The 24,828-nt window shown below is 63.4% G+C and carries 30 protein-coding genes and 1 pseudogene; 12 read left to right on the top strand and 19 right to left on the bottom strand.

What is annotated here, in order from left to right:
• Nucleotides 1–119 precede the first annotated feature (119 nt).
• Nucleotides 120–1,370, bottom strand: a complete 1,251-nt coding sequence (locus JQ624_RS04985) for an FAD-binding oxidoreductase (RefSeq protein ID WP_249129391.1) — start codon at nucleotides 1,368–1,370, stop codon at nucleotides 120–122.
• Nucleotides 1,371–1,471: 101 nt separating this feature from the next.
• Complete coding sequence (gene ggt, locus JQ624_RS04990; RefSeq protein WP_212417728.1) at nucleotides 1,472–3,058, bottom strand: gamma-glutamyltransferase; 1,587 nt, start codon at nucleotides 3,056–3,058, stop codon at nucleotides 1,472–1,474.
• 177 nt (nucleotides 3,059–3,235) lie between these two features.
• On the opposite strand from ggt, the gene JQ624_RS04995 reads away from it, so the two are divergent.
• Together JQ624_RS04995 and JQ624_RS05000 are read left to right on the top strand one after the other, a co-directional pair.
• Nucleotides 3,236–3,988 carry a rhodanese-related sulfurtransferase gene (locus JQ624_RS04995; RefSeq protein WP_212417729.1) on the top strand — a complete coding sequence of 251 codons (753 nt, stop codon included), beginning with the start codon at nucleotides 3,236–3,238 and terminating at the stop codon, nucleotides 3,986–3,988.
• Nucleotides 3,981–4,196, top strand: a complete 216-nt coding sequence (locus JQ624_RS05000; protein WP_212417730.1) for a SlyX family protein — start codon at nucleotides 3,981–3,983, stop codon at nucleotides 4,194–4,196. Before JQ624_RS04995 ends, JQ624_RS05000 begins: the two co-directional genes overlap by 8 nt.
• A gap of 69 nt (nucleotides 4,197–4,265) precedes the next feature.
• On the opposite strand, the gene JQ624_RS39270 is transcribed toward JQ624_RS05000, so the two are convergent.
• Both JQ624_RS39270 and JQ624_RS05005 read right to left on the bottom strand, forming a co-directional pair.
• Nucleotides 4,266–4,400, bottom strand: a complete 135-nt coding sequence (locus tag JQ624_RS39270) for a hypothetical protein (RefSeq protein WP_283816897.1) — start codon at nucleotides 4,398–4,400, stop codon at nucleotides 4,266–4,268.
• Nucleotides 4,401–4,422: 22 nt separating this feature from the next.
• Entirely contained in the window at nucleotides 4,423–4,644 is a 222-nt protein-coding gene (locus JQ624_RS05005) for a hypothetical protein (RefSeq protein ID WP_212417731.1), read from the bottom strand.
• Nucleotides 4,645–4,777: 133 nt separating this feature from the next.
• Here JQ624_RS05005 and hemE point away from each other — a divergent pair, with 133 nt between their 5' ends.
• A complete protein-coding gene (hemE, locus tag JQ624_RS05010; protein WP_212417732.1) occupies nucleotides 4,778–5,824 on the top strand; it encodes a uroporphyrinogen decarboxylase in 1,047 nt (348 codons plus the stop codon).
• Nucleotides 5,825–5,837: 13 nt separating this feature from the next.
• Here hemE and JQ624_RS05015 read toward each other — a convergent pair whose 3' ends face one another.
• The 3 genes from JQ624_RS05015 to JQ624_RS05025 form a co-directional block, all read right to left on the bottom strand.
• Nucleotides 5,838–7,451, bottom strand: a complete 1,614-nt coding sequence (locus JQ624_RS05015) for a GMC family oxidoreductase (RefSeq protein ID WP_212417733.1) — start codon at nucleotides 7,449–7,451, stop codon at nucleotides 5,838–5,840.
• A gap of 86 nt (nucleotides 7,452–7,537) precedes the next feature.
• Nucleotides 7,538–8,320 carry an enoyl-CoA hydratase gene (locus tag JQ624_RS05020; protein ID WP_212417734.1) on the bottom strand — a complete coding sequence of 261 codons (783 nt, stop codon included), beginning with the start codon at nucleotides 8,318–8,320 and terminating at the stop codon, nucleotides 7,538–7,540.
• Nucleotides 8,317–8,757 carry a MarR family winged helix-turn-helix transcriptional regulator gene (locus tag JQ624_RS05025; protein WP_212417735.1) on the bottom strand — a complete coding sequence of 147 codons (441 nt, stop codon included), beginning with the start codon at nucleotides 8,755–8,757 and terminating at the stop codon, nucleotides 8,317–8,319. The genes JQ624_RS05020 and JQ624_RS05025 overlap by 4 nt, the downstream gene beginning before the upstream one ends.
• A gap of 207 nt (nucleotides 8,758–8,964) precedes the next feature.
• On the opposite strand from JQ624_RS05025, the gene JQ624_RS05030 reads away from it, so the two are divergent.
• From JQ624_RS05030 to JQ624_RS05065, 8 genes are read left to right on the top strand one after another with little or no spacing between them, the layout of a single operon-like run.
• Nucleotides 8,965–9,693, top strand: coding sequence for a GntR family transcriptional regulator (locus JQ624_RS05030; RefSeq protein ID WP_212417736.1), 729 nt, complete (start codon nucleotides 8,965–8,967; stop codon nucleotides 9,691–9,693).
• Nucleotides 9,694–9,745: 52 nt separating this feature from the next.
• Nucleotides 9,746–10,717: an ABC transporter substrate-binding protein gene (locus JQ624_RS05035; protein ID WP_212417737.1), complete on the top strand. Its 972-nt coding sequence runs from the start codon at nucleotides 9,746–9,748 to the stop codon at nucleotides 10,715–10,717.
• Nucleotides 10,718–10,726: 9 nt separating this feature from the next.
• Nucleotides 10,727–11,479, top strand: coding sequence for an ABC transporter permease (locus tag JQ624_RS05040; protein ID WP_212417738.1), 753 nt, complete (start codon nucleotides 10,727–10,729; stop codon nucleotides 11,477–11,479).
• The gene (locus JQ624_RS05045; RefSeq protein ID WP_249129392.1) at nucleotides 11,458–12,255 is read left to right on the top strand and encodes an ABC transporter ATP-binding protein; all 798 of its coding nucleotides are present in this window, start codon (nucleotides 11,458–11,460) and stop codon (nucleotides 12,253–12,255) included. The genes JQ624_RS05040 and JQ624_RS05045 overlap by 22 nt, the downstream gene beginning before the upstream one ends.
• Nucleotides 12,256–12,262: 7 nt before the next feature.
• A complete protein-coding gene (locus JQ624_RS05050; RefSeq protein WP_212417740.1) occupies nucleotides 12,263–13,063 on the top strand; it encodes an ABC transporter permease in 801 nt (266 codons plus the stop codon).
• A gap of 11 nt (nucleotides 13,064–13,074) precedes the next feature.
• The gene (locus JQ624_RS05055; RefSeq protein ID WP_212417741.1) at nucleotides 13,075–13,737 is read left to right on the top strand and encodes a polysaccharide deacetylase family protein; all 663 of its coding nucleotides are present in this window, start codon (nucleotides 13,075–13,077) and stop codon (nucleotides 13,735–13,737) included.
• Nucleotides 13,737–14,606 carry a fumarylacetoacetate hydrolase family protein gene (locus tag JQ624_RS05060; protein ID WP_212417742.1) on the top strand — a complete coding sequence of 290 codons (870 nt, stop codon included), beginning with the start codon at nucleotides 13,737–13,739 and terminating at the stop codon, nucleotides 14,604–14,606. Before JQ624_RS05055 ends, JQ624_RS05060 begins: the two co-directional genes overlap by 1 nt.
• 34 nt (nucleotides 14,607–14,640) lie before the next feature.
• Nucleotides 14,641–15,681, top strand: a complete 1,041-nt coding sequence (locus JQ624_RS05065) for a uroporphyrinogen decarboxylase family protein (protein ID WP_212417743.1) — start codon at nucleotides 14,641–14,643, stop codon at nucleotides 15,679–15,681.
• Nucleotides 15,682–15,998: 317 nt separating this feature from the next.
• On the opposite strand, the gene JQ624_RS05070 is transcribed toward JQ624_RS05065, so the two are convergent.
• From JQ624_RS05070 to JQ624_RS05100, 7 genes are all read right to left on the bottom strand, one after another.
• Nucleotides 15,999–16,610, bottom strand: a complete 612-nt coding sequence (locus tag JQ624_RS05070) for a nuclear transport factor 2 family protein (protein ID WP_212417744.1) — start codon at nucleotides 16,608–16,610, stop codon at nucleotides 15,999–16,001.
• A gap of 110 nt (nucleotides 16,611–16,720) precedes the next feature.
• The gene (locus JQ624_RS05075) at nucleotides 16,721–16,990 is read right to left on the bottom strand and encodes a hypothetical protein (RefSeq protein WP_212417745.1); all 270 of its coding nucleotides are present in this window, start codon (nucleotides 16,988–16,990) and stop codon (nucleotides 16,721–16,723) included.
• A complete protein-coding gene (locus tag JQ624_RS05080) occupies nucleotides 16,987–17,874 on the bottom strand; it encodes a DUF2778 domain-containing protein (RefSeq protein ID WP_249129393.1) in 888 nt (295 codons plus the stop codon). The genes JQ624_RS05075 and JQ624_RS05080 overlap by 4 nt, the downstream gene beginning before the upstream one ends.
• 284 nt (nucleotides 17,875–18,158) lie before the next feature.
• Nucleotides 18,159–18,584 (bottom strand): DOPA 4,5-dioxygenase family protein, encoded by a 426-nt coding sequence (locus JQ624_RS05085; RefSeq protein ID WP_212417747.1) that lies wholly within the window; start codon nucleotides 18,582–18,584, stop codon nucleotides 18,159–18,161.
• A 70-nt stretch (nucleotides 18,585–18,654) separates the two neighbouring features.
• A complete protein-coding gene (locus JQ624_RS05090) occupies nucleotides 18,655–18,885 on the bottom strand; it encodes a ferredoxin (RefSeq protein ID WP_212417748.1) in 231 nt (76 codons plus the stop codon).
• A 3-nt stretch (nucleotides 18,886–18,888) separates the two neighbouring features.
• Complete coding sequence (locus JQ624_RS05095) at nucleotides 18,889–19,347, bottom strand: SRPBCC family protein (RefSeq protein ID WP_249129395.1); 459 nt, start codon at nucleotides 19,345–19,347, stop codon at nucleotides 18,889–18,891.
• Nucleotides 19,348–19,407: 60 nt separating this feature from the next.
• Nucleotides 19,408–20,592 (bottom strand): cytochrome P450, encoded by a 1,185-nt coding sequence (locus JQ624_RS05100; RefSeq protein WP_212417750.1) that lies wholly within the window; start codon nucleotides 20,590–20,592, stop codon nucleotides 19,408–19,410.
• A gap of 123 nt (nucleotides 20,593–20,715) precedes the next feature.
• Here JQ624_RS05100 and JQ624_RS05105 point away from each other — a divergent pair, with 123 nt between their 5' ends.
• Nucleotides 20,716–21,402: a GntR family transcriptional regulator gene (locus JQ624_RS05105; RefSeq protein WP_212417751.1), complete on the top strand. Its 687-nt coding sequence runs from the start codon at nucleotides 20,716–20,718 to the stop codon at nucleotides 21,400–21,402.
• Nucleotides 21,403–21,422: 20 nt separating this feature from the next.
• Here the strand turns inward: JQ624_RS05105 and JQ624_RS05110 are convergent, their stop codons facing one another.
• From JQ624_RS05110 to JQ624_RS05130, 5 genes and pseudogenes are all read right to left on the bottom strand, one after another.
• Nucleotides 21,423–21,983 carry a carboxymuconolactone decarboxylase family protein gene (locus tag JQ624_RS05110; protein WP_212417752.1) on the bottom strand — a complete coding sequence of 187 codons (561 nt, stop codon included), beginning with the start codon at nucleotides 21,981–21,983 and terminating at the stop codon, nucleotides 21,423–21,425.
• A gap of 92 nt (nucleotides 21,984–22,075) precedes the next feature.
• Nucleotides 22,076–22,609 (bottom strand): VOC family protein, encoded by a 534-nt coding sequence (locus JQ624_RS05115; protein WP_212417753.1) that lies wholly within the window; start codon nucleotides 22,607–22,609, stop codon nucleotides 22,076–22,078.
• A 65-nt stretch (nucleotides 22,610–22,674) separates the two neighbouring features.
• Nucleotides 22,675–23,220, bottom strand: a pseudogene (locus JQ624_RS05120) (SDR family oxidoreductase); the annotation flags it as partial.
• Nucleotides 23,221–23,238: 18 nt separating this feature from the next.
• Nucleotides 23,239–24,459: a cytochrome P450 gene (locus JQ624_RS05125; RefSeq protein WP_212417754.1), complete on the bottom strand. Its 1,221-nt coding sequence runs from the start codon at nucleotides 24,457–24,459 to the stop codon at nucleotides 23,239–23,241.
• A gap of 60 nt (nucleotides 24,460–24,519) precedes the next feature.
• A complete protein-coding gene (locus JQ624_RS05130) occupies nucleotides 24,520–24,729 on the bottom strand; it encodes a ferredoxin (protein ID WP_057853801.1) in 210 nt (69 codons plus the stop codon).
• Nucleotides 24,730–24,828 lie beyond the last annotated feature (99 nt).

A 24,828-nucleotide genomic window follows, 5' to 3' on the forward strand; every position in this document is an offset into this window, starting at 1 on the left:
GCGGTCCGGATGATCGTGCGTCGGGAAGATCGCATCTCAGTACACCTCGTTCGGGAGACCGACGTCTCTAGCCCAAGGTGAGCCATTTCCATAGCCATTTTTCAGCAGCCAGCCATGTTTCAGCCCGTCTTGCGATCATCGCGATCGATGGCGAAGTCGCCCAGCAATGGCGAAGTCTTTCCGGCGATCAGGTCGCCGATCAGGCGCGCGGCGAGAAAACTGAAGGTGATGCCGTTGCCACCATAGCCGTAGGCCGCATAGACGCCTTTGGCGCCGGGGACCGGACCGATCAGCGGCAATCCATCATGCGTTGTATCGAATGTCCCCGACCAACGGAATTCGATATCGGGTCTCGCAGCCGGCCAGAGCGCCGCGAGCCGCTGCACCAGCGCGCGCGATTTCTGGGGGATAAGGCGGTCGCGCGCCTCTGGTTCGACAATCTCCGTGCTGTCCTCGCCGCCGATGATGATGCGCCCCGCCCGCGTCGTTCGCGCATAGAGATAATCCTCCGCCTCCTCCCAGATCAGTGCGCCATCGTTCCAGATGTTGTGCGGCTGCGGCACGGTCGCAATCGCCCAGCTCGACGACACCGCGTGCACGGTGGAGCGAACGATATCGGGCATCACATAACCGGTGGCGAGCACGACGGAGCGCGCCTCGATCTCGCGATCGTTGGCCACGCGGACATTGACCGAGTGCCCGGCGGCATCGAACGCCACGGCATCTGCCTCAAACAACCGCGCACCGCGCGCAAGCGCCGTCCTGAGCAACCCGTGCGCCAGTTTCATGGGATCGGCATCGGCCGCACCCGACGAGACGATCGCACCGGCACGGGTGATGCCAAAGCGATCCAGCAGCACGGCATGGTCGAAAAAATCACCGGGCAAGCCGGCGCGTGCCCGCCAGCGATGCTCTTCCATCAGGAAGGCGCTGCCCTCGTCCGCCGCAAGATACAGCGAATTCTTGTCGCGCATGTCGCAGGCAATGCCGAGCCGCCAGACCAGCGATTTAAGGCCCGCGACTGCAGCGCGGCTGGCGCGATAGGTGCGTGAGGCGCGCTCGAAGCCGTAGACCTCGCTCAGTTCGCGCAGCGGCCGGTCGATTTCCCACAGCAGCATGGACGTGGAAGCAGCCGTACTGCCCCGTCCCGGCAACTCGCGATCGACGATAATGACGTCGAGACCCTGGCGCGTCAGACGTTCGGCCACCAGCGCCCCCGTAATGCCGGCGCCGACGATCAGCGCATCGCAAGTGAGGTTCTCGCCCAGGTCGCGGCGGGGCGGATGTGACGATGTCGCAAACCACGGCGAACGGCCGCCGCGCAGGTCGGCCTGTTCGGTATCGTCTGAACCAAGAATGCTGATAACCAACCTCTGACAGGCGACCGGCCGCTGCAATGCGGACGGCTGCGGCCCATCGCTTTAACGAGAGCGACGGGCTGTTGTTCCAGAGATAACAAGAACCCAAGGGCTCAATAGCCCAGCGCGCAACCGTCCTTGCGGGGATCGGAGCCGCCGGTCAGCGTGCCCTTGTCCCAGTCGATCCAGATCGCCTGGCCGCCGCCGAGCGGACCGAGCACGCTGGTGGTCTTGTGGCCAATCTTCTTCAAACCTTCGACGATGGCGGCCGGCACGCTGTCCTCGAGCTGGTAGACGCCCTCGTAATGCAGGCCGCGCGGCATATCGATGGCTTCCTGCACGTCGCAGCCATAGTCGAGAATGTTGGTCAGCACGTGGGTCTGCCCCACCGGCTGATACTGGCCGCCCATCACGCCGAACGGCATCACCGCGCGGCCGTTCTTGGTCGCAAGGCTCGGGATGATCGTGTGCAGCGGCCGCTTGCCCGGCGCGATGCAATTGGGGTGGCCGGGCTGGATCCGGAAACCGCCGGCGCGGTTCTGCAGCAGGATGCCGGTCTTGTTGGAAACGATCGCCGATCCGAAGGAATGCGCGATCGAGTTGATGAACGAGCAGACGTTGCGGTCCTTGTCGACCACGGTGATGTAGACGGTGGACGGATTCATCGGCGGCGCCACGTTGGGCAAATCGAGCAGCCGATCCATCTTGATGTTCTTGATGTGCTCCTCGGCGAATTCCTTGGCGAGGATGCCGGCGACATCGACATGAACCTGCTGGGGGTCGCCGATATATTGTTCGCGCATCATGTAGGCGATGCGGGCGGCCTCCGCCTCGAGATGGAAGCGCTCGATGCTGAGTGCGGGGAATTTAGTCAGGTCGAAGCGGGATAGGATGTTCAGCATCACCAGCATGGTGATACCCGGGCCGTTCGGCGGGCACTGCCAGACGTCGTGGCCCTTGTACAACGTGCCGATCGGCGACGTCGTTTCAGTCGAATGCGCGGCGAAATCTTCCAGCGTGTGCAGGCCGCCGATGCCGCGCAGGGTTTCCACCATGTCGGCCGCGATCTCGCCGGCATAGAACGCATCGCGGCCGTTCTTGGCGATCGCGCGCAGCGTCTTGCCCAATTCGGGCTGGTGGATCACGTCACCGGCCACCGCCGGCTTGCCATGCGGCAGCAGATAGCGCTCGGTGTTGGTACCGTTCTTCAGCTTCTCGAACTGGTTCTTCCAGTCGAAGGCGACACGCGGCGCGACGACATAGCCTTCCTCAGCGGCCTTGATCGCGGGCTGCAGCAGGGTGTCGAGCCCCATCTTGCCATGGTCGCGCAGGATCGTGTCCCAGGCGTCGATCGCGCCGGGAATGCTCACCGCATGGGCCGAGGTCAGCGGCACCGAATGGATCTTGCGCTCCAGGTACCACTCGGCCTTGGCCGCCATCGGCGCGCGGCCGGAGCCGTTATAGGCTGTTATCTTGCCCTCGCCCTTCGGCTGGATCAGCGCAAAGCAATCGCCGCCGATGCCGGTCGATTGCGGCTCGATAACGCCGAGCAGCGCACAAGCCGCAACCGCGGCGTCCGCGGCCGTACCGCCCGCGCGCATCACGTCGATGGCGACAAGCGCAGCCTCCGGGTGCGACGTTGCCACCATCGCGTTCTGGGCGTGGACCGTCGAGCGGCCGGCGAAATGGAAATTCCTCATCGCGAGAGCTTTCTTTCAGCGTTTCTTGGGTATCCGGCAGGAATGCAGACGGTTCTTGGCATATTCATCCCCCGCAGGGCAATGGCTGGCATGCCAAGGATCCAGAATTGGCAATGCGCGGAATACACAGGGCTTTACGGGGTTTCCCCCGCCCAGCCTGCCTGATAAACGGTCGCCATGCCGCTCAAGGTCGCCGCCCTCTACCAATTCGCCGCCCTGCCGAATTTCCAGGAGCTGCGCGAGCCGTTGCGCGCGCTTGCGGCCGGCCTTGGGATCAAGGGCAGCGTGCTGCTGGCGCATGAGGGCATCAACGGCACCGTTGCGGGTGGCTATGAGGGCATCGACGCCTTCGTCGGCGAGTTGCAGCACGGCCCCCTTTTTGGCGGCCGGCTCGACAATCTCGAACTCAAGTTTTCAAGCGCTACCGAGATGCCGTTTCAGCGGCTGAAGATCCGGCTGAAGAAGGAAATCGTCACGCTCGGAGATACTGCCGTCGATCCGACGCAGCGGGTCGGCACCTATGTCGAGCCGTCAGACTGGAACGAGCTGATTGCAGCACCCGACATGCTGGTGATCGACACCCGCAACGCCTTCGAGGTGGCGATGGGCACGTTCGAAGGCGCGGTCGATCCCGGCATCAAGCGCTTTGGGCAGTTCAAGGAATTCGCCACCCAGAAACTCGACCCGGCGAAGCACCGCAAGATCGCGATGTTCTGCACCGGCGGTATCCGGTGCGAGAAAGCCAGCGCTTATCTGCTCGCCCGTGGATTTGACGAGGTCTATCACCTCAAGGGCGGCATCCTGCGCTATCTCGAAGGCGTGCCGGAGCAAGAGAGCCGCTGGCGCGGCGAGTGTTTTGTATTCGACGAACGTGTGGCGCTGGGCCACGGGCTGCGGCAGCGACGACCGAATGATGGCTCCGATGAGTGATGTCAACGCACTGACCGAGCGCATCGACGCGCTGGAAATGCGGCTGACCTATCAGGATGTGACCATCGAGACGCTGAACCAGACGATCACCGAGCAATGGAAGCAGATCGATGCGCTAACGCGCCAACTGGCTGAACTGAAAGAGCGGCTGCAGGAAGCTGAAAGCAATGCACCGGGTCCTGCGAACGAACCGCCGCCGCATTATTGACGGCGCAAAGAAACGACCTCCGCAAGGGAGGCCGCTTCTTCATCCAAAGCACGCGTGAAAGGCATTGCGTCATGTGTGCATGGCAAACCAGATCGCGACCGCAATCATCGCGACCACGATTGCAGCACCAACCAGCGGGGTAATCTTCTTTGAACTCCCGCTGCGCGGCGAGGCGTTGGCGGCGTGGTTGAATTCGGTCTTCATCGCCTGGTCCGCCAATCGATCTTTACCTGAAAACCGCGCGCACCTTGTCCCACAGCGACTCGTTTTCGCGATCGCCGTCGGCCTTTGACGGCGCCGGTTGGGCGGCGCTCACGGGATCGGACGCCGGAAAGGTATCAACCAGACCAGCCTCGAGCTTTTCGTGGGTTTCCCGATCGGCCCGCGCCGCTTCACGAGGGTCGGCGGCATGTTTGTCATGCGCCGCAGGATTGAATTTTTCAGCCATAGGGCGCCTCCATTCCCGAGATAACGTCCCGGACCAGCGCCAGTTCCGCCTCTGGGCTTTATCTCTCCTTGGCCAAGCGGGAACCTGCGTGTATCAGAGGCGAAGATCAGCGCTCCCGCAGGAACTTTTCGAGTTGTCCCAGAAATCCGCCGTTAAACCTTTTCTCGAAGTGCTGTCCGGCCGCAGGCAGAAGGTGCCGCCGGTATGGATGATGCGGCAGGCCGGCCGCTATCTGCCGGAGTATCGCGAACTGCGCGCCAAAGCCGGCGGCTTCCTCGATCTATGCTTCACGCCGGAATATGCCGCAGAGGTGACGCTGCAGCCGATCCGCCGTTTCAACTTCGATGCCGCCATCATCTTTTCCGACATTCTCGTGATCCCCTATGCGCTCGGCCGTTCCGTCCGCTTCGAGGCCGGCGAAGGCCCGCGGCTCGATCCGCTGGATACGCCGGAGCAAGTCGCGACGCTGGCGCGCGCGGCCGATTTCGGCAAGCTTGAGCCGGTCTATGAAGCGCTACGCCGCGTGCGCCGCGAACTCGCCTCCGATATCGCGCTGATCGGCTTCTGTGGCGCGCCGTGGACGGTCGCGACCTACATGGTTGCGGGACAGGGCACGCCGGACCAGGCGCCGGCGCGGATGATGGCCTATCGCCATCCGGAGGCGTTCGCTGAAATCGTCGACGTGCTGGTGGAAAACTCGATCCAGTACCTGCTCGGCCAGCTCAAGGCCGGCGCCGACGCGTTGCAGATCTTCGATACCTGGGCCGGCGTGCTGCCGCCGCGCGAATTCGAGCGCTGGTCGATTGAGCCTGCGAAACGCATCGTCGCCGGCGTGCGCGCGAAAGCGCCTGACGCGAAAATCATCGGCTTTCCCCGCGGCGCCGGCGCCATGCTGCCGGCCTATGTGGAAGCGACCGGCGTCAATGCCGTCAGCATCGACTGGGCGGCAGAGCCTTCCATGATCCGCGAGCGCGTACAAAGCCGCGTCGCGGTGCAGGGTAACCTCGACCCTTTGGTGCTGATCGCGGGCGGCGCGGCGCTGGATCGCGCCGTCGACGACGTGCTGGCGAACTACGCGCAAGGGCGGCTGATCTTCAACCTCGGCCATGGCATCCAGCCGGAAACCCCGATCGCCCATGTCGAGCAGATGCTGAAGCGGGTGCGGGCGTATAAGGGTTAGTTTCGTAGCAAGCCTACCGCGCATCCTCCAGAATCATGTCGGATGCCTTCTCGGCGATCATGATCGTCGGCGCGTTGGTATTGCCCGACATCAGGTCCGGCATGATCGACGCGTCGACCACGCGCAGGCCTTCGATGCCGCGCACGCGCAAGCGCTGGTCGACGACCGCGAGATCGTCACTCCCCATGCGGCAGGTCGAAGTCGGGTGATAGACCGTGCTGCCGGTGCGGCGGCAGAAATCGAGCAATTCGTCGTCGCTCTGCACTTTCGGGCCGGGATCGACCTCCGCGACCGCATAGGGCTTCAGCGCCGGCGCTGCGAGGATCCGGCGCAGGATGCGGATGCCATCGATGAAGGCGCGGCGATCGGTTTCGGTTGCCAGATAGTTGATGCGGATTTCCGGCGGCACGGAAGGGTCCGCGCTTTTGATGCGCAGCGAGCCGCGGCTTTCGGGGCGCAACTGGCAGACCGAAGCGGTAAAGCCCGAGAGCGCATGCAGCTTCTCGCCCATCTTGTCGGTCGAGAACGGCAGGAAGTGAATCTGGATATCGGGCGAGGCCAGCCGCGGGCTGGTCTTGAAGAATGCGCCCGAGGTGCCGGCGGCGATCGTCAGCGGTCCCTTGCGCAAGGCGGCGTATTGAATACCCGCCATCATCTTGCGTATCGGATTGTTGACGACATCATTGAGCGTGACCTTTTGTGCGCAGCGCGTGATCAGGCGGACCTGCATGTGGTCCTGCAGATCATTTCCGACGCCGGGCGCGTCGAGCACGATCTCGATGCCGTGCTGTTTCAACAAGTCGGCCGGTCCCACGCCCGAGAGCTGCAGCAGTTGCGGCGAGTTATACGCGCCGCTGGAAACCAGGATTTCCTTGCGCGCCCGCGCTGTGCGGACGCGGCCTTCCTGCTTGTATTCGACCGCACTGGCGCGCCTCCCTTCGAACAGAATGCGTTGCGCCAGCGCCGAAGTCTCGACGTGCAAATTGCCGCGCGCTTTCGCCGGACGCAGATAGGAGAACGCCGTGCTGGCGCGGCGGCCGCGCCTCGTCGTGGTCTGGAAAAATCCCGCACCTTCCTGGGTCGCGCCGTTGAAATCGGGATTGGTCGGAATGCCAGTCTCGGCCGCGGCAACGACGAAGGCCTCCGACAGCGGATCGTGGTGGCGCCAATCGGACACCGGCAACGGCCCATCCGTGCCGTGGTATTTGTCGGGACCGCGCTGCTGGTTCTCGGCCTTCTTGAAATAGGGCAGCACGTCGTCATAGCCCCAGCCGGCATTGCCGCGCTGACGCCAGCGATCGTAATCCTCGTGCTGGCCGCGCACATACAAGAGGCCGTTGATCGAGCTCGAACCGCCAAGCACCTTTCCACGCGGCTGGAACACCTGCCGGCCGTTCAATCCCGGTTCCGGCTCGGTCTGGTACATCCAGTTGACGGATTTTTCCTTGAACAGTTTTCCGTAGCCGAGCGGCACGTGGATCCAGAGATTGGTATCCTTCGGTCCGGCCTCCAGCAGCAAGACGGAATGTTTGCCGTCGGCGCTCAGGCGATTGGCGAGCACACATCCGGCCGAGCCGGCGCCGACGATGACGTAGTCGAATTCGGAAGCTTCATTGTTCTTGTTCATTTGTTTCCCCCGCAGGCGGCCCAAAGAGGTAGCGGGACGGCCCGAGGTGGTCAATTGCCTCCCGGTCGCAGGCGGGGAGAAAGCGGTTACGCCGGCTGTTTTGCGAGTTTCAAGAAGTCCGGCGGCCGGCGTTCGGCGAACGCGACGAAGGCCTCGCGCGCTTCGGCGGTTTTCAGGCGCGCGGCGAACTGCTCGCTTTCCGCCTTGATCTGCGCCATGAGAAGCTCCGGATTGCGCATCAGCCGCTTCGTCGTGCTGACCGCGCCCGCCGGCTGTTTCGCCAGCCGGGACGCGAGCGCTCTTGCTTCAGCGTCGAGTTGATCGAGCGGCACCACCCGGTTGGCGAGTCCCCACGCAAACGCGGACCTGGCATCGACGGCTTCCCCGAGCGCGAACATCTCGTAGGCGCGCGCATAGCCAATGCGGAGCGGCATCAACAGGCTGGAAGCCGCTTCAGGAACGAGCGCCAGATTAACGAACGGCGTCGAGAGCAGCGCATTCTCGGCCAGCACAACCAGATCGCAATGCAGCAGCATCGTGGTGCCGATGCCGACGGCGCGTCCCTGCACGGCGGCGACCAGCGGGCGGCTGCATTTTGCGAGCGCCTGCACAAAACGGCTGACATGCCGCTCGCCCTGGAAAGCGCCTGTCGCCATCGCGGCGAATTCGCCGACGTCATTGCCGGCAGTAAACATGTCGCCCTCGCCCCGGATCAGCAGGACACGCACGGAAGGATCCGTTTCGGCCGCCTCCATCGCGTCGGCCAGCGCGCCGTACATCGCATTTGTCAGCGCGTTCTTCTTGTCGGGCCGCGCCATCGTCAGGCTCAGAATCCCGTCGCTCTTCTCGATCTTGATATGCTCGGTCATTCGTCTTCTCCTCTGGGAAATTTGCTCTGCAGGCTGGTGAGCCAACGTGCGACGATATCGATCTCGGCGTCGGTAAATCCTTCTGTGAGGCGCACATTGACCTCGGCAAGGCCCGCCTTCGACTGTGCCAGCGCCGCACGACCGGCGGGCGTCAGCCACAGGCGCCACGCCCGTCCGTCGTCCGGATCGGCGCGCCGCCTGATCAGGTTCGCCGCCGTCATCCGGTCAACGAGCCCGCTGATGCCGGGCGGGCCGAGATCGAGCGCTGCGCCCGCCTCGCCCATCAGCACGCCGTCGCGCTGACCCAGGACGAACAGCAACCCGGACTGCGCGGCCGTGACCCCGCTTTGCTGGGTCTGCGCCGCGATCCAACGCTGCAGCCGGCGCTGCGCGACGCTGAGCAGGAAAACCAGCCGATGCTCGCGTCGCGCGGTCATACGAAAACCGAGCCCGGGAATTTATTTCGCATGCGAACTATCTATGTCAGCACCCGGCGATTGTCCACCATGATTTTCTGAACCCGATCCCGGAAAGCGGCGTTTGGCGCCGCGGCCGGATTAGAAAATTAGAGCATGGCCAATGTGCTAGCCAGAAAATCGATTTTCGATTGACGACATCCCCTTCCCTCGCCAATCTGCGCCGCCATGAGCAGTATCGGGTTGGGTTTCGGCGAAAGCCTTGGCACCGAACGGCCGCGAAGCCTGACGTCTGCGGTTCAGGAGCGGCTGCGCGCGGATATTCTTTCGACTCGGCTGCTGCCCGGCCAGAAGCTGCATATTGCTGGTCTCGCCAAGCAGTTTTCGGTCAGCCTCGCTGCTGTGCGCGAGGCGCTGTCGCGGCTGGTCGCGGACGGGTTGGTGCAGGCATCCGACCAGCGCGGTTTTCGCGTCAGCCCGGTATCGCCCGCCGACCTCAGGGACGTGACGCAAACCCGCGTCGATATCGAAGGGCTGGCGTTGCGGCGCTCGATCGAGCGCGGCGACGCGACATGGCTTGCCGCGGTGGAAAAATCGTTCGCGGCGCTCTGCGCCGTTCCCCACACCTATCCCGACGATCCGACGCATCACTATGAGGAATGGGTGGTGCGGCACCGCGTCTTTCACCGCACGCTGGTGGGTGCCTGCGGCTCGCCATGGCTGCTCGGTTTTCGCGACGTGCTGCACGAGCAGAGCGAGCGCTACCGGAGGCTCGCGATCCGGCGCAACACCGAAAAATCCCGCAACGTCGAGGCCGAACACGCCACCATCGTGCGGGCCACACTCAAGCGCGATGCCGATGCCGCAGTCGCGGCGCTCTCGAAGCATTTCATGAAGACCATGCATCTCGTCGAACTCGCTACACCGAAAACGCTCGGAGGTGGCGACACCGCCTGACCGACCGCTCGAAGACCAAGCCAATCAAGAAAAAACAAAGGGAAACGTCACAATGAAGATCACGCGACGCCACATCCTGACAGCCATCGCGGCAGCCACCGTGCTTGGCGCATCAGGGATCGCGCAAGCCGCCGACACTGTCCGCATCGGCCTTCCCACCAAGACTTACTGGCCGACCACGATCGCGGAAACCGCGGTGCGCCAAAAACTGTTCGAGAAGGAAGGCATCGCGGCGGAGCTGACGATCTATCGCGGCGGCGCCGAGACGTTCGAGGCGATGGCGGCGGGCGCAGCCGACGTCATCCTCGACGCCACCTCGCTGGTGTCGGCCGGGCGCAAGAAGGGCGTGAACTCCAAGGTGCTCGCCAGTGCCGCCACGGGTTATTACGGCTGGCAGTTGATGACGCTTTTGAAATCGACGCTCGGCGTCAACGATCTGAAAGGCAAGAAGGTCGCGATCACCTCCGCGGGCTCCGGCTCCGACCTGCTGGCGCTGTGGACCCAGCAGGACAAGAAGATCGAATTCACCCGCGTGCCCGTCGGCGGCGGCGGCCTGGTGCCGAACCTGCTCGCCGGCAATGTCGATGCGGCCGTGGTCTACTCGCCGCTGAGCTTCCAGATCTCCAAGTCGGGCGAAGCGCGCACCATCCTCGACTTTTCCAAGGAGGTGCCGCCGAACCTCGCCGCCGGCTGGATCGCGCTCGACAAATACGTGCAGGACAAGCCGCAGATGGTGCAGAAGACGCTGAACGCGCTGTACGGCGCGCTGATGTTCATGCGCGCCAACAAGGAAGCCTCCGTCAAGCTGATCACCGAGCTCTATGAAATTCCCGCCGAGATTGCGGTGCTGGAATATGAGAACACGATCATGAAGCTGGAAACCGACGGCAGCATGGAGGGTGCGAAGATTCCGGAGCAGCTCCAGCTCGCGCTCGACATGGCCAAGGCCGGCGGCATGAAGGACCTTGGGCCCGCCGCCGAAATCATCTCGACGCAGTTCAAGCCGGTTCCGACCAAGCCCTGAGGCGGCGCGATGCGCGGATTAGGCGTAAAGGCGGCACGGATCGCCATCGTGGTGGCGCTGTTTGCGATATGGGAAATCCTGTCGCGGACCGGCCTCGTCAACCCGCGCCTGCTCCCCTCCGCCTTCGACACGCTGGCGACACTCGGCGATCTGCTGCAGCGGGCGAGCGTGCGCAAGGATCTCGCGGTCACCGCGACCGAGGTGGTGACCGCGTTTGCGCTCGCCGTTCCCGTCGGCGCGCTGATCGGGTTCCTGATCGCGGAGAACCGCTATTTTGCCGATGTCGCGAAGCCGCTGCTGTTCTTCGCCTTCAGCATCCCGAAATCGATCTTCCTGCCGATGTTCATCCTCGTGTTCGGGGTGGGCTTTGCGCAAAAGGTCGGGTTCGGCTTTTTCTCGACCATCTTCATCGTGATCATGTCGACCACGACGGCGGTGGAGTCGGTGAAGGTGGAGCATCTGACCGTGGCGCGGTCCTATGGCGCGACGCCGATGCAGACCGCGTTTCGCGTCTATCTGCCAAGCATGCTCCCCGTTCTGCTGGAGGCGCTGCGGATCTCGATGATCTTCAACCTCACCGGCGTGATCCTCGCCGAAATGTACGCCTCACGCGACGGCATCGGCCATCAGATCGCGACCTGGGGCGAGAATTTCCAGATGAAGCAATTGCTGGCCGGCGTGGTGATGATCGCCGTGATCGCGATCGCCTTCAATGAACTGGTCAGATGGGTGGAAACACGATGCAGCCATTGGCGAACATAACCCCGCTGAAGCCGGCCGGCGCGATCGAGGTCCGCAATGTCGGGCAGATCTTCAGGACCACAACGCAGGACGTCGTTGCGCTTGAGGACGTCTCGTTCGACGTCAAGCCCGGCCGCTTCGTCGTGCTGGTCGGCCCGAGCGGCTGCGGCAAGTCCACGCTTTTGATGATGATGGCCGGGCTGCGCCAGCAGACCTCGGGCACCATCACCATCAGCGGCGCGCCGATCCCCGAGCCCGATCCGAACCGCGTCGGCGTGGTGTTTCAGGAAGCCAGCCTGTTTCCCTGGCTGACGGCGGAAGAGAACGTCGAATTTCCGCTGGCGCTGCGCCGCGTCGCCAGGAACGAACGCCGCGCCAAGGCGCGGGATGCGCTCAAACTCGTCGGCCTCGACGGTTTTGGAAAACGCCATCCACACGAACTCTCCGGTGGCATGAAGCAGCGCGTCTCGATTGCCCGCGGCCTGGTGCAGGACCCGCCGGTGCTGCTGATGGACGAGCCGTTTGCCGCGCTGGACGAACAGACCCGCATGACCATGGGCGACGAACTGCTGCGGATCTGGGCGGCCACCGGCAAGACGGTGGTGTTCGTCACACACAGCCTGACGGAGGCGGTCTATCTCGCCGACGAGGTGATCGTGATGTCGCCGCGCCCCGGCCGCATCGTCGACCATCTGCAGGTCTCGCTGCCCCGTCCACGCACCTACGAAATGCTGAGCGGCGACGCCTTCGGCAGCCTGCGCGACCGCATCTGGCGGCATATCCGCAAATCGGCGTGAGGCAGTGATGACCGCAGCGACGCTTCGCAGATTGATCGTGATCGGCCTGATCGCATTGTGGGAGATCCTGCCGCGCACGGGCTTCATTCCCGAGCTGTTTCTGCCCTCACTGTCCTCGACGCTCGCCGCCGGATGGAACGAGGGGAGCGAATACGGCCATGCCCTTGCCGTGACGCTCTACGAGGTCGCGATCTCGATGGCGTTCGCCTGCGGTGGCGGCATCCTGCTCGGCGCCATCGTCGGCAGCTTGCCGCGACCGCGCATCCTGATCATGCCGATGGTCTCGAGCCTCTATGCGGTACCGCTGGTCATCCTCTATCCGGTATTCACCGTCTGGCTCGGCATCGGTTCGGAATCCAAGATTGCGTTCGCCTCGATCTATGGATTTCTGCCGACGATGCTCGCCACCGCTGCCGGGATCCAGACCATCGATCCGCAGCTGTTGCTCGCCGCACGCAGCATGGGTGCGACGCTGAGCCAGCGGCTGGTTCGCGTGATTATCCCCGCGGCAATCCCGACCGTGCTGTCGGGACTGCGGGTCGGCGGCGCGCTCGTGATCGTCGGCGTTGTCGTGTCCGAGATGCTGATCTCATCCGCCGGCATCGGCTATCTGATCTCGCGCTACCGCACCATTCTCGACAGCCCGCATGTCTTCGCCGGCGTGCTGCTGGTGCTCGCGATGGCGATTGCCTTCAACGCCGTGATCAAATGGATCGAGCGCAAGGCCGCAATCTGGCAGACGGGGTCACGCGCCGGCCAGCGCGCCGCCGACGAGATCACCGCCGGCGCCATCCAGCCTGCGACCTGACGGAGGGCTGCGTGTTCGACCTGACGCTGACATTCGACAATGGTCCCGAGCCCGGCGTGACGCCGCGTGTGCTCGATACTTTACGCGAACGCGGCATCAGGACGACCTTCTTCGTGATCGGCGAGAAGCTTGGCGACCCCGAACGTCGCCGGCTTGCGGTTCGCGCGCATGACGAAGGTCACTGGATCGGCAATCATACTTTTACGCACTCGGTGCCACTTGGGGAGCAACGTGATCCCGATGCGGCACAGCATGAGATCGGCAGGACGCAGGCCGCGATCGGCGACCTCGCGCACGCGCAGCGCTGGTTCCGGCCGTTCGGCGGCGGCGGCAATCTCGACGAGCGGCTGTTGAAGCCTTCCGTGGTCGAATATCTCACGCGCAACAAGCATAGCTGCGTGCTCTGGAACGCCATCCCGCGCGACTGGGACGATCCCGACGGCTGGGCCGACCGCGCCATCGGACAATGCCGGTCGCAGCCATGGAGCCTCATGGTCCTGCACGATCTGCCGAGCGGCGCGATGAACCATCTCGAACGCTTTATCGACCGCGCCGGGAAAGCCGGCGCGCGTTTCCATCAGGACTTTCCGCCCGATTGCGTTCCGATCCGTTCGGGCGAGATCGTACGGTCCATTGAACCCTATGCGTCCTCTATCGAAGAAGGTACCGAATAATGAAGATCGCAAGTTTCAAGGCAGGTCAGACCGCGACCTACGGCCTGGTGACAAATGCCGGTGTCATCGACGCCGGCAAGCGGCTGAAGCATTGGCCAACCCTGAAGGCGCTGCTTGCGAACGGATCGCTTGACGCGCTGAAAGCGCTGCAAGGCGAGCGGCCGGACTACGCGTTCGCCGAAATCGAGCTGCTGCCGACCGTTCCCGATCCGGACAAGATCTTCTGCATCGGCGTCAACTACGCCACGCATCTCGCCGAAAGCGGCCATCCCACGCCGCCGCACCCGATGATCTTCACCCGCTTTGCCAACAGCCAAGTGGGCGGCGGTCAGCCGATGATCCGGCCGCTGGAGTCCGAGCGGTTCGACTATGAGGGCGAGATGGCAGTCATCATCGGCAAGGCAGGCCGCCGCATTTCGCGCGAGGCCGCGCTGGCGCATGTTGCAGGCTATGCCTGCTACAATGACGGCAGCATCCGCGACTGGCAGCGCCACACCTCCCAATTCGCGCCGGGGAAGAATTTCGTCGGCACCGGCGCGTTCGGACCGTGGATGGTCACGACGGACGAAATCCCCGACATCAGCAAGCAGACCATCGCGACCCGCCTCAACGGCGTCGAGGTGCAGGCCGCACCAATCTCGGACCTCGTGTTCGACGTCCCTGCCCTGATCGCCTATTGCTCGACCTTCACCGAGCTCGTGCCCGGCGACGTCATTGTGACCGGCACCACCGGCGGCGTCGGCGCCTACCGCACGCCGCCGCTCTGGATGAAGGATGGCGACGTGGTCGAGGTCGAGGTCTCCGGCATCGGCGTGCTGCGCAACCCGGTCAAGGACGAGGTTGCGGCGGCTGCGACACGCGCCGCCTGAAGTGAGCGGTAATAACAAGAGCAAGGAGATACTCATGAACCTGCCAAAGCACCTGCTGCCGACCACTGTCGTCGGCAGCTACCCGCAGCCGGAATGGCTGGTCGATCGCGCGATGCTGTCGAAGGTGGTGCCGCGCACGCGCCTGCATGCGATGTGGCGGCTGCCGGCCGAACATCTGGAGGAGGCGCAGGACGACGCCACCATCGTTGCGATCAGGGACATGGAGCGCGCCGGCATCGACATCGTAACCGACGGCGAAATCCGCCGCGAGAGCTACTCCAACCGTTTTGCGACGGCGCTCGAAGGCATCGATGACGAAAATCCGGCCATGATCACCTCGCGCAGCGGGCACCAGACGCCGGTGCCGCGCGTCACAGGCCCGGTGAAACGCCGCGGCCCGGTCGAACTGCACGACATGGAGTTCCTGCGCCAGAACACCGATCGCGCGGCCAAGATCACCCTGCCCGGCCCGTTCACGATGAGCCAGCAGGCCAAGAACGAATTCTACAAGGACGACGAGGAACTGGCGATGGCGTTCGCCGCCGCCGTCAACGCCGAAGCGCTCGACCTGCAGAAGGCCGGGGCCGATGTGATCCAGCTCGACGAGCCCTGGGTGCGCAACAATCCGGACCTTGCCCGCCGCTATGCGGTGAAGGCGATCAACCGCGCGCTCAAGGGCATCACCGTGCCGACCGTGGTGCATCTGTGCTTCGGCTATGCCGCGGTCGTGCCCGGCTCAACCAAGCCGGCCGGCTATTCTTTCCTCGCCGAACTCGCCGACACAAGCGCCGAGCAGATCTCGATCGAGGCGGCGCAGCCGAAGCTCGATCTCGGCGTGCTCAAGGATCTGTCGTCGAAAAAGATCATGCTCGGCGTGCTCGACCTCGGCAATCCCGAGATCGAATCCGCCGATGTGGTGGTCGACCGGATCCGCAACGGGTTGAAGCACGTCGCCGCGGATCGCCTTGTCGTCGCGCCCGACTGCGGCATGAAATATATGCCGCGCCATACAGCGTTCGGAAAACTGAAGGCGATGTGCGACGCGGCCGCGACCGTGCGCAAGGAGATCAGCTAGATCCGAGCCGTTTGTCCATCAGGCCAATAAACTGTTCGAGCGGATCCCTCTCGCCCGTCCGTATCGGATGGACCGGTTCACGGGAAAGGCGCAACCAGTTCTCGGCCTCGGCCAGCCAATAGATCTTGCAGCTCGGTTCGCGCCGAGCGAGCTGCCTGCAAAGTGCTGCCCGCGAACTCAGCTCAAGGTGGCTTGTCATGCGCGCATCCCCTGCCTTGGCTAAACAATAAATGCTGATCTCGGACGGGCTCAATTTCTTTGATCTGCATCAAATGTCACGGCGTTGTGCGACGCAGCAGCCGCCGTGCGCAAGGAGATCAGCTGAGCGGCTTGCCCTGCAGCCACGCCGCGCCGCGCGCGTATAGAGCCTCGACCTCCGGTCCCTTCAGGCCGGGCATGTCGCGCTTCACCGTGTAGCCGATGCGGGTCTGCAGATAAGCGAGATGGCGGTAGCCCGGTGGAAACTGCTCGAGCAGCGTCTTGTCGAGGACCGGCGCCGCGCCAGGCGTCACCGGGTCCATGCGGTCCTTCTCATAGATCGGCTGGCGCAGCACGATGCCCCAGCGCCCCTCGCGCTTTTCGAGGAAATCGTAGAACCTGCCGGTACAAAGCACGTCGCAGAGCACCCCTTCGACCTCGGCGCGCTGCGAGATCGTCATCTTGGTCTGCGAGATGGCGTGGTGTCCGGCGAGGTCGACCGAGATGCCGCCGAGGAAATGCAGGATACTGACACCCTTGGCCCAGGCCTGCTTGCTGATTTCGATGAATTCGTCGCCGGTACCCTGCGTCCAGGTCGCCATCATGCGTCCGTCGGGATGCCAGACCGTGCGGAAACGCTCCCAGTCTCCGGCATCGCGCCAGATCGCCCAGTTCTGCAACAATTCCCGGATCAGACGGTCGTCTTCAATCTCGGCGTGACTTCCGGGCATGCGGACGTTTCCCTTCGGACGTACTTCTCTAGCATCCATGAGACATAGCCGTGGCGGGCGTCCGCTGACAAGTCGGGTAGACCGGGGAGTTGGCTAGCGCCCCGGCGCCTTCACAACAGCTTCGCGCGGACGAACAGCGCACGCAGGGCGTTGGTCGCCTGCACGGTCAGCATCGCGTTGCCAGCGGCGCGCTGCAGTGCACTGACAGCATCGGCATGCAGCGCGCGGAATTCGATCCACTCGATCGAGCTGAGATTGCTGATGAAGCGATAGGCCTGACCGACCGTTCCGATCGACACCGTCTTGCCGTTCAGGTTGATCTTGAAAACCGCACGCAACGGCGTGTCGGAATCGGCGGCATCGCCTGCGACGGCGCTCATGACGGGGACGGTGAACGCCGTGACGCAGTGAGGCCTTCACGCAGGCTTGGTACCACGACAAGGCGCTTGACCTCGCCGTTCCGGTACGCCGCCAGGAACCTGTCATAGTCCTTGATAGAGACGCAACCGTTGGAATCGCCGTTGGGGCCGAGCAAATAACTGTGCACGAGCAGGCCAGTTCGCCCGTGCATTTCGTTTTCGCCCACGGGAGTCATGCGCAGCGCCGCGACACCATGAAACAGTTTCTCGCGCGGCCTTAAATCGTAGACGTTCGGCGGCGTCGCGCCGACCATGCGCTGGTCGACATACGCCGGATTGTCCATCAGGCCACCCAGCCCTGAGTGTGCCTCGAGCTTGCTGCCGTTCGGCAGGTAAACGGCTTGGGCCGAAATGTCATAGACCGCCGTCTGACCGTCGTAGCCGAGCGCCGTCAGATCCTTGCGCTCGCCGAGCAGCCCGTCGCCCGGCGTCAGGGATGCCAACGAGAAGCGCATCGGCACCAAATCGGCGAGCTTCTCGAACATGGTGCGGTTATCAGACGAAACCGGCGCCGGATCGTTCCTCATTGACTGAAGATTGGCCAGGACCGGCCGGGCTCTCGGCAGCGGGATTGCCACCTCGACGGTCGGGGCGGACTGAACGTTCTGCTCCTCGCGCGATCGTCCGCCCAGCAGGCTTTCGATGTGCCCGAACTCCGCATCGAAATCCGAGCGCTCGGAACGGGCGACGGGACGCCAGGGGTAGTTGATGGCCAGCGAACGGCGCACCGAGCCCGGGCCGAAGCGCTCGTCGAACGAGGAGGTGCTGCCGACATTCGCGGATGCGGGATTGACCCAGGCGGCCAAGTCGAAATCGGCCACCCACGCGGCCAGTCCCAGCGCCATAGCGAGCGCTGCTGTGCTGAAGGCCGCTTCACGGAGCAATCGGGTACCACGGCTCGAAGCAAGCCCGGCTGCGCTGGTCGTCTTTCTATCCATCCGTCCCCGGCTCGGCGCTTCGGAATCACGTCTGATTCCTAATGGATTCACCGAATAAGTCCCACCATAATGCAAACGAAAGTAAGGCATAATCGAGACAGGCGCTCGCTGCCATCATGACCGGCGAAATCCACGGATTCAAGCCATGTAATGGTAAACCGGGCCGGGATTCCCGACCGGCGAGGCCGCGCTCAAGGCCGTAGAACCGGATTGGTATTCGGCGCGGGCGCCTCTTCCATCTCGGCGTGCTCCGGCAGCTTGTCGGCATGCACGGCGAGCGCCGGCCCGATCCAGATCGGATCGGCCTCATGGTCCCGGCGCGGGTTGGTCGTATTCGGATGCACCAGAACGCTCAAGTTGCCGTGATTGAGCATCAGCCAGGGCACCAACTCGGGGAATATCTCCCGGGCAAAGGCCACCTGGTACATGGCCTGATCGTGCGGGCCGACCTTGACGTCGTGCCAGCGTCCGAGCGTGACCGAGAAGCGCTCGCCGATCCAGGCGCGCAACTGCTCGGCCTCGGCCCGCGTCGTCGCCGGATCGTAGTAGATGTGGGCGTGGTAGCTCGCGATTTCGCCCAGCGGTCGCGGACCGCCCGCCTCCGACTCACCCGTCATGCCTTCGCTCCACGCCATCGTTGAGCGGTCGATGATCGCTGTAACCGGCGGCTTGGTCAATGTGCAGATGTCAGCCCGCGACCGGCGTCTCCTCGATGATCTCGATCGCCAGTTCCGGACAATTGGCCCTGGCGATCCAAACCTTGTCTTCGAGAGTGGACGAGACATGGCCGGAGCCGCGGACGCGAGCGCTGCCGAATTCATCCAGCTCAAACAACTCGGGCGCCAGCGCATGGCAGCGTGCGTGACCCTGGCATTTCTCCGCATCGATCCGGACCACGAGCCTGCGATCTCCGGTCATGCGTTACGCCTGACCGGCTCTGGCGAAACGCTTTTCGACATTGCACTTGATGTTCTGAAGCCCGATCAACGCTTCCTCGTCCATCCGCGCGATCTGCTCGGCGCTGGGCTCCGACGGCCGGTCCGGATTGCGCAATGTCCGCGTATACTTCGTGCCCCCTGCCACCGCCTCGAAGGTGTAGCGGATGACGATCTTGCCGATGAAGTCGGTATCGGCTTCGACGGTCCAGGCCTTGGGCGGATCGCTTTCAGTGACTGTCCAGGCGAGACGAACTTCGCCGCGCTTGATATGCCACTGCTCGCGGAAGGTTTCGCCGCGCAGCAAGGGCCGGTCTTCGCCATCGATGCGATGGGAGGCGGCGAGCCACTCCGGCCAGGAATTCGGATTGCAGACGTAGTCGTAGACCGCTGACGGCGGGGTCGCGATCGTGATGTCGTGGCTTCGTTGAAACGATACGCCCATTGCTGGTCCTTCTCTCAAGTTGTTTGACCGCTGCATGCGAAATCGGCGAGCGGTCCCGGCTCATCCGATTCTGATCGGCAGATTGCGGGGGCCGCGTACCGTGCCTTGCGACCACCTGGTGGGCTTCGAACGATCGAGGCTGAATGCGGGAATACGCTTCAGCCACTCCTGCAACGCCACCATCATTTCCATCCGCGCCAGGTTTGAGCCGATGCAGCGATGAATGCCGAGCCCGAAAGCGGCATGCGGATTGTGCTTGCGGTCGATCAAGACCTTGTCGGCGTCGGGAAATTTTTCGGGGTCGCGGTTGGCCGCCGGGAAAGACAGCAGCACCATCTGCCCTTCCCGCATCGGGCAGCCGCCGACATCGGTTGTCCTGGCGATCTCCCGTGCCATCGTCACCGGCGCATAGGCGCGCAGGAATTCCTCGACCGCGGTGGGAATCAATTCCGGCTCCGCAACGAGCCTTGCCTGATCCTGCTCGTGCGTCGCCAAATGCCACAAGGATGATCCGATCGCGCTCCAGGTGGTGTCGATGCCAGCCACCAGCAACAGGCGCAGGGCGCCGAGCACCTGACGGTCCGAGAACGGCTCGCCATCGGGTGAACGCGCCGCAATCAGGAAGCTGACGAGATCCTCGCCCGGATTTTCGCGGCGTGCCTTGATCTGCACCTCGAAGTACGCGGCGATCGCCTCCTCCGCCTGCCGGAGCGCCCGCTCGTCGGTGACGCCGGTCTGCAGCGCCATCGTGATCCATTCGCGAAACTGATCGCCGTGCTCGGCTGGAATTCCCAGCATATGGGTGATGATGAGCACTGGAATATTCTGGGCGTAGTCAACCGCGCCGTCGCACTCGCCACTGGCGATGAATTTGTCGATCAATTCATTGCACACGATCCGTGCCTTCGCCTCGAGCTTTGCGACGGCCTGCGGAGTGAACGGAGGTATCAACACCATCCGCAGTGGACGATGATCCGGCGGATCCGATGTGATCGGCGGCGAATTCACCCGATAATCGCTCTCGCGGACGACCACGCGCCGCGACGAGAAATGCTCATAATCGTAGGCGATGTCGCGGATATCCTGATAGCGCGTCGGGAAGTAGACACCCTTGTAGCGGTCCGTATGGGCAACCGGGCAACGCTGCCTCAATCCATCCCAAATTCCGTAAGGATCGATCGTCCAGGCCGGATCGAGGTGATCCCAATCCGTGGCCCAATCGGCAACCGGCGGACGTGCGGTCATACTCACTCCCGGATACATTCAGGGGGCATGCACCCGGATAATTCCGGGTGGCTTCAATTGATATATCTGCTAATATATCACTCACCAACAGTCAACCGGGATTTCGAACGGCGGGATCAGGCCTTGTTAAAAACTTCAAAGCAATCCAAGTCGCCCGAGCCAGCACCGGCAGAAGCCGAAAGCCTGACCGCCCGGGCCTACAGCCTGCTCGAAGAGATGATCTGTACGCTGCAATTGCCTCCCGGCACGCCGGTGTCGGAGGCAGAACTGTCATCCCAGCTCGGAATCGGCCGCACCCCGGTTCGGGAAGCCATGCAGCGGCTGGCACGCGAACGCCTTCTTTTGATCCTGCCCCGGCGCGGGTGCATCGTCACCGCCATTAGGCCGGAGGACGAAGTGATGCTGATCGAGACGCGCCGCGTCCTCGAGCCGCTCGTGATCAGGACCGCCGCCGCGCGCGCCAGCGAGTCCGAACGGCAGCAATTCGCCGAGATCGCCGCCAGAATGAAGGCCACCCAGCGCACGCACGATTTCGACGCCTTCGCGCAACTCGACGCCGAATTCAACCGCCTGTGCGTTGCCGCCTGCCGTAACGAATTTGCGGGGTCGATGATGCAGGCGATCACACCGCTCAATCGCCGGTTCTGGTTCATCCATCACGGCCGGACGCTGTCCCAGGAAGGCGTGGAGGCCCACATCGAGATCGCGCTAGCCTTGTCGCAGGGAAACGCAGAGGCCGCGCTGTCTGGAACCGAGCGGCTTCTTCGCTATGTCGCAAGCCGCGTCGGCCAGAGCAGCGTGACCGCCTGAAACATGGATCGTCGTGTCGCTCAGCCCGATCGCTTCCGCCCACCCTCGAAGACGGTCATGCCGGCGGCCGGGTCGAGGTCAACCTCGGTTGCCTCCGTCGGGCGCGCCATCGTCATGTAGAAGCCGACCGCCAGGATCGACTCGACGATCTCCTGCTCGCTGAAATGCTTGCGCATCGCGGCGAACACCGGCTCGGCGACGCGCACGTTCTCGATGACTTCCCGGCCGAACGTCAGCAGCGCCTGTTCGGCGGCATTGAACGCGGCGTCCTCGTATTTGCCCTGTTCAATGCAGTCGATCTGCTTTTGCGTGACGCCGACGCCGAGCGCGATCGGCACATGCTGCCGCCACTCGTAGACGCCACGCTGCCGCTGCGCGACCTGAAGGATCAGCAATTCGCGATTGACGTGGCTGAGCTTCTGGCGGTGCAGGATCGAATTGGCTAACCGCATCGCCGGAATGAAATTGGCCTCGGCATGCGCCATCATCCGGAAGATGTTCAGGACGACCGGCATCCTGTCAAAGGACGCGCGCACGTCGCCGCTGGTTGCCGCCGGGTCGATCAGGGGAAGTCTTGCCATCCGCTTGTTCCTTACTTTTTTGCTTCTTTCTGCCGCTACGCGCTTCCGGGCATGGGCCCGAACGTATTGTTACCGCGCGAAGCGCACATCACTCAGCGTCCGCCGGCTTCGCGGATGGGATCGGAGCCGTCCCAACCGGCGGCGACTTTGCGGATGTGCTCGAAGAAACTTCCCTTGCTGCCGCTGATGTCTGAAATCTCCACCACGGTGCCGGGATGGGCTTGCGTGTCGAAATAGGCAAAGCGGCCCTTTTCGCCGCCGATCTGGCCCTCATGTCCCACTTTATAGCCAAGCGACAGCGCGCGGTCATAAAGAGCCTGATAATTGCGGGTCCAGTACGACATGTGCTGCAAGCCTTCGCGGCCGGAGTCGAGGAACTCCTTGTACATCGAGGGCGCGTCGTTGCGCTGCTGGATCAACTCGATCTGGAGATCGCCGGAATTGGCGAGCGCCACGCTCATCTCCATGGCGGAGTCCTGGCCACGGTGGCGGAAGTAGTCGGTCTTGACCTTGTCGATGTAGTACCAAGGCCCGACGCCCATCACGTTGACCCAGTGATCCATGGCGGCGCGGATATCCCGTACGACGTAGCCGTTCTGACAGACCGCCCCAAAGATCCGACTCATGATGACCTCCCGTCTGCTTGCCGGCGGCATATCCTTTCCGCCTGTTATACTTCCTGATCCGGCGATCAGCTGATCGATCGGCCGCCGTCGATCACGAGTTCGGTACCGGTGACGTAGCGGCTCTCGTCGCTGGCGAGCCACAGGATGCCGTTCGCGATACCTTCAGGTGCGGCCTTGTATCCAAGCGGGACAGCGCGTTCGGTGAGCTTATCCAGCGTCGGCCCGCGCTCCCGTCCGGCATTCGAGCCGTCTTCGACGGTGCCGATCAGCGTGTCCCAGATGGCGGTTTCGGCGATGCCGGGGTGCAGCGAGTTGACGCGCGCGCCATCCTTGGCGGCTGCGCATTCCAGCGCGACCGATTTCGTGAACAGCCGCACGCCGCCCTCGGTCGCGCAGTAGCCCGAGACGTTCGGCGACGCCTTGATTCCCGCAATCGAGGAAACGTTGCTCCCGCCGCCACCTGCGCGCATCAACGGGAGCGAATGCTTCGCACCGAGGAAGACGCCGTCGAGATTGACGGCCACTTGCCGCTTCCAGTCGGCGAACGCCATGTCGACCACGGGCCCGGAGAGGCCAATCCCGGCATTGTTGACGAGGACATCCAGCCTGCCGCCTCATCCGTGGAACGTTCAGTTCGCCTTGCCGAACAGCATGGGCAGCTGGCGCGGGCCGCGCACGGTGCCTTCCGACCAGGTGACCTTGCCGGCCGGATCGAGCCTGAAATCCGGAATCCGCTTCAGCCATTCCTCGATCGCAACGGTCATTTCCATGCGCGCCAGGTTGGAGCCGACGCAGCGGTGAATGCCAAGGCCGAACGCGGCGTGGCGATTTTCCTTGCGGTCGATCACCACCTTGTCGGCATCGGGAAACATCGCCGGATCGCGGTTGGCCGCCGGGAACGACAGCAGCACCATGTTGCCGGGCTTGACCGGGCAGCCGCTGATGGTGGTCTCCTTCATCACCTCGCGCGCCATCGTCACCGGCGAATAGGCGCGCAGCAGTTCCTCGACCGCGAGCGGCATCAGTTCGGGCTCCGCGACAAGGCGCTCGCGGTCGGCCGGCGTCTTCGCCAGATGCCACAGCGAGGAGCCGATCGCGCTCCAGGTGGTGTCGATGCCGGCGATCAGCAATAGCCGCAGCGAACCCAGCACATGCTCATCCGCCAGCGGATTTCCGTCCTTGTCCCTCGCATTCATCAGCGTCGAGATCAGGTCGTCGGTCGGATTCTTTTTGCGATGCTCGATATGGCCGGCGAAATAGCCGGTCATCTCCCTCACCGCCTCCATCAGCGCGTTGTCATCCTTGATGCCGAGTTCGAGGATGCCGTGAATCCACTTGATGAAGAGGTCGCTGTCCTTCTCGGGGATTCCGAGCATGTGCGCGATGGCGCGGACCGGAACATGCTTGGTGTATCGCGCGGCGGCATCGCATTTGCCGTCGGCAATGAACTCGTCAATCAGTTCGTTGCAGATGGCGCGCACCCGCGGCTCGAGCTTTTTCATCGCGTCCGGCGTGAACGGTGGCAACAGCAATTGCTTGGCAGGCTTGTGTTCGGGCGGATCGGAAGTGATCGGCGGCGCCCGCGCCGTGATTTCCGGACGAACGTCGCGCACGATGACGCGCCGGGAAGAAAAGTGGTCGGTATCGTAGGAGATTTCCTTTACCGCCTGATAGGTGGTCGGCATATAGCAGCCGAGGAACCGCTCGGTGTGAACCACGGGCGAGGCCGCGCGCAATTTTTCCCAGATCGGAAACGGGTTTTCCGTCCAGGTCGGATCGGTGTGGTCGAAATCGTTGACCCAGTCGGTAACCGGCGGGTGTTCGGGCATGATGCTGGCGGAATCGGACATTGGAGCAATTCCTCTGCTTGGTTCGTTCAGATCTTTGGAATTATTCGATCTTGCGATCGGCTATTCCTCGGTCACTTCGATCGCAATCTCGGGACAGTTGCTCTGGGCGAGCCAGGCCTTGTCTTCCAGGCCCGCGGGCACGGAACCGTCGCCGACTTCGTGCGCGTTGCCGAATTCGTCGAGGTCGAACAGTTCGGGTGCCAGTGATTTGCAGCGCGCGTGGCCCTGACATTTGTCCTGGTCGACGCGGATTTTCAGCTTTCCGGCCATCGCAGCGTTTCCCCTTTATATATGGCGCGCATTGTCTCGCGCGCGGCCTTGCCTCGGCGCGACGGCGCGGACCCGCCGGAACACCGCGAAGTTATATCG

This window comes from Bradyrhizobium sp. AUGA SZCCT0283 (assembly GCF_018130385.1).
Classification (GTDB): Bacteria; Pseudomonadota; Alphaproteobacteria; order Rhizobiales; family Xanthobacteraceae; genus Bradyrhizobium.

Coding starts and splice junctions, on each gene's coding strand:
- JQ624_RS05000 (WP_212417730.1), top strand. CDS start 3,981: ATGAGTGATGTCAACGCACTGACCGAGCGCATCGACGCGCTGGAAATG.
- JQ624_RS05115 (WP_212417753.1), bottom strand. CDS start 22,609: ATGAGTCGGATCTTTGGGGCGGTCTGTCAGAACGGCTACGTCGTACGG.
- JQ624_RS39270 (WP_283816897.1), bottom strand. CDS start 4,400: ATGAAGACCGAATTCAACCACGCCGCCAACGCCTCGCCGCGCAGCGGG.
- JQ624_RS05020 (WP_212417734.1), bottom strand. CDS start 8,320: ATGACCGAGCATATCAAGATCGAGAAGAGCGACGGGATTCTGAGCCTG.
- JQ624_RS05125 (WP_212417754.1), bottom strand. CDS start 24,459: ATGTCCGATTCCGCCAGCATCATGCCCGAACACCCGCCGGTTACCGAC.
- JQ624_RS05060 (WP_212417742.1), top strand. CDS start 13,737: ATGAAGATCGCAAGTTTCAAGGCAGGTCAGACCGCGACCTACGGCCTG.
- JQ624_RS05040 (WP_212417738.1), top strand. CDS start 10,727: ATGCGCGGATTAGGCGTAAAGGCGGCACGGATCGCCATCGTGGTGGCG.
- JQ624_RS05005 (WP_212417731.1), bottom strand. CDS start 4,644: ATGGCTGAAAAATTCAATCCTGCGGCGCATGACAAACATGCCGCCGAC.
- JQ624_RS05025 (WP_212417735.1), bottom strand. CDS start 8,757: ATGACCGCGCGACGCGAGCATCGGCTGGTTTTCCTGCTCAGCGTCGCG.
- JQ624_RS05080 (WP_249129393.1), bottom strand. CDS start 17,874: ATGGCGCTGGGACTGGCCGCGTGGGTGGCCGATTTCGACTTGGCCGCC.
- JQ624_RS04995 (WP_212417729.1), top strand. CDS start 3,236: ATGCCGCTCAAGGTCGCCGCCCTCTACCAATTCGCCGCCCTGCCGAAT.
- JQ624_RS05130 (WP_057853801.1), bottom strand. CDS start 24,729: ATGGCCGGAAAGCTGAAAATCCGCGTCGACCAGGACAAATGTCAGGGC.
- JQ624_RS05070 (WP_212417744.1), bottom strand. CDS start 16,610: ATGCCCGGAAGTCACGCCGAGATTGAAGACGACCGTCTGATCCGGGAA.
- JQ624_RS05110 (WP_212417752.1), bottom strand. CDS start 21,983: ATGGCAAGACTTCCCCTGATCGACCCGGCGGCAACCAGCGGCGACGTG.
- ggt (WP_212417728.1), bottom strand. CDS start 3,058: ATGAGGAATTTCCATTTCGCCGGCCGCTCGACGGTCCACGCCCAGAAC.
- JQ624_RS05065 (WP_212417743.1), top strand. CDS start 14,641: ATGAACCTGCCAAAGCACCTGCTGCCGACCACTGTCGTCGGCAGCTAC.
- JQ624_RS05030 (WP_212417736.1), top strand. CDS start 8,965: ATGAGCAGTATCGGGTTGGGTTTCGGCGAAAGCCTTGGCACCGAACGG.
- JQ624_RS05100 (WP_212417750.1), bottom strand. CDS start 20,592: ATGACCGCACGTCCGCCGGTTGCCGATTGGGCCACGGATTGGGATCAC.
- JQ624_RS05035 (WP_212417737.1), top strand. CDS start 9,746: ATGAAGATCACGCGACGCCACATCCTGACAGCCATCGCGGCAGCCACC.
- JQ624_RS05045 (WP_249129392.1), top strand. CDS start 11,458: ATGCAGCCATTGGCGAACATAACCCCGCTGAAGCCGGCCGGCGCGATC.
- JQ624_RS05075 (WP_212417745.1), bottom strand. CDS start 16,990: ATGAGCGCCGTCGCAGGCGATGCCGCCGATTCCGACACGCCGTTGCGT.
- JQ624_RS05095 (WP_249129395.1), bottom strand. CDS start 19,347: ATGGGCGTATCGTTTCAACGAAGCCACGACATCACGATCGCGACCCCG.
- JQ624_RS05085 (WP_212417747.1), bottom strand. CDS start 18,584: ATGACGGGTGAGTCGGAGGCGGGCGGTCCGCGACCGCTGGGCGAAATC.
- JQ624_RS05090 (WP_212417748.1), bottom strand. CDS start 18,885: ATGACCGGAGATCGCAGGCTCGTGGTCCGGATCGATGCGGAGAAATGC.
- JQ624_RS05050 (WP_212417740.1), top strand. CDS start 12,263: ATGACCGCAGCGACGCTTCGCAGATTGATCGTGATCGGCCTGATCGCA.
- JQ624_RS05015 (WP_212417733.1), bottom strand. CDS start 7,451: ATGAACAAGAACAATGAAGCTTCCGAATTCGACTACGTCATCGTCGGC.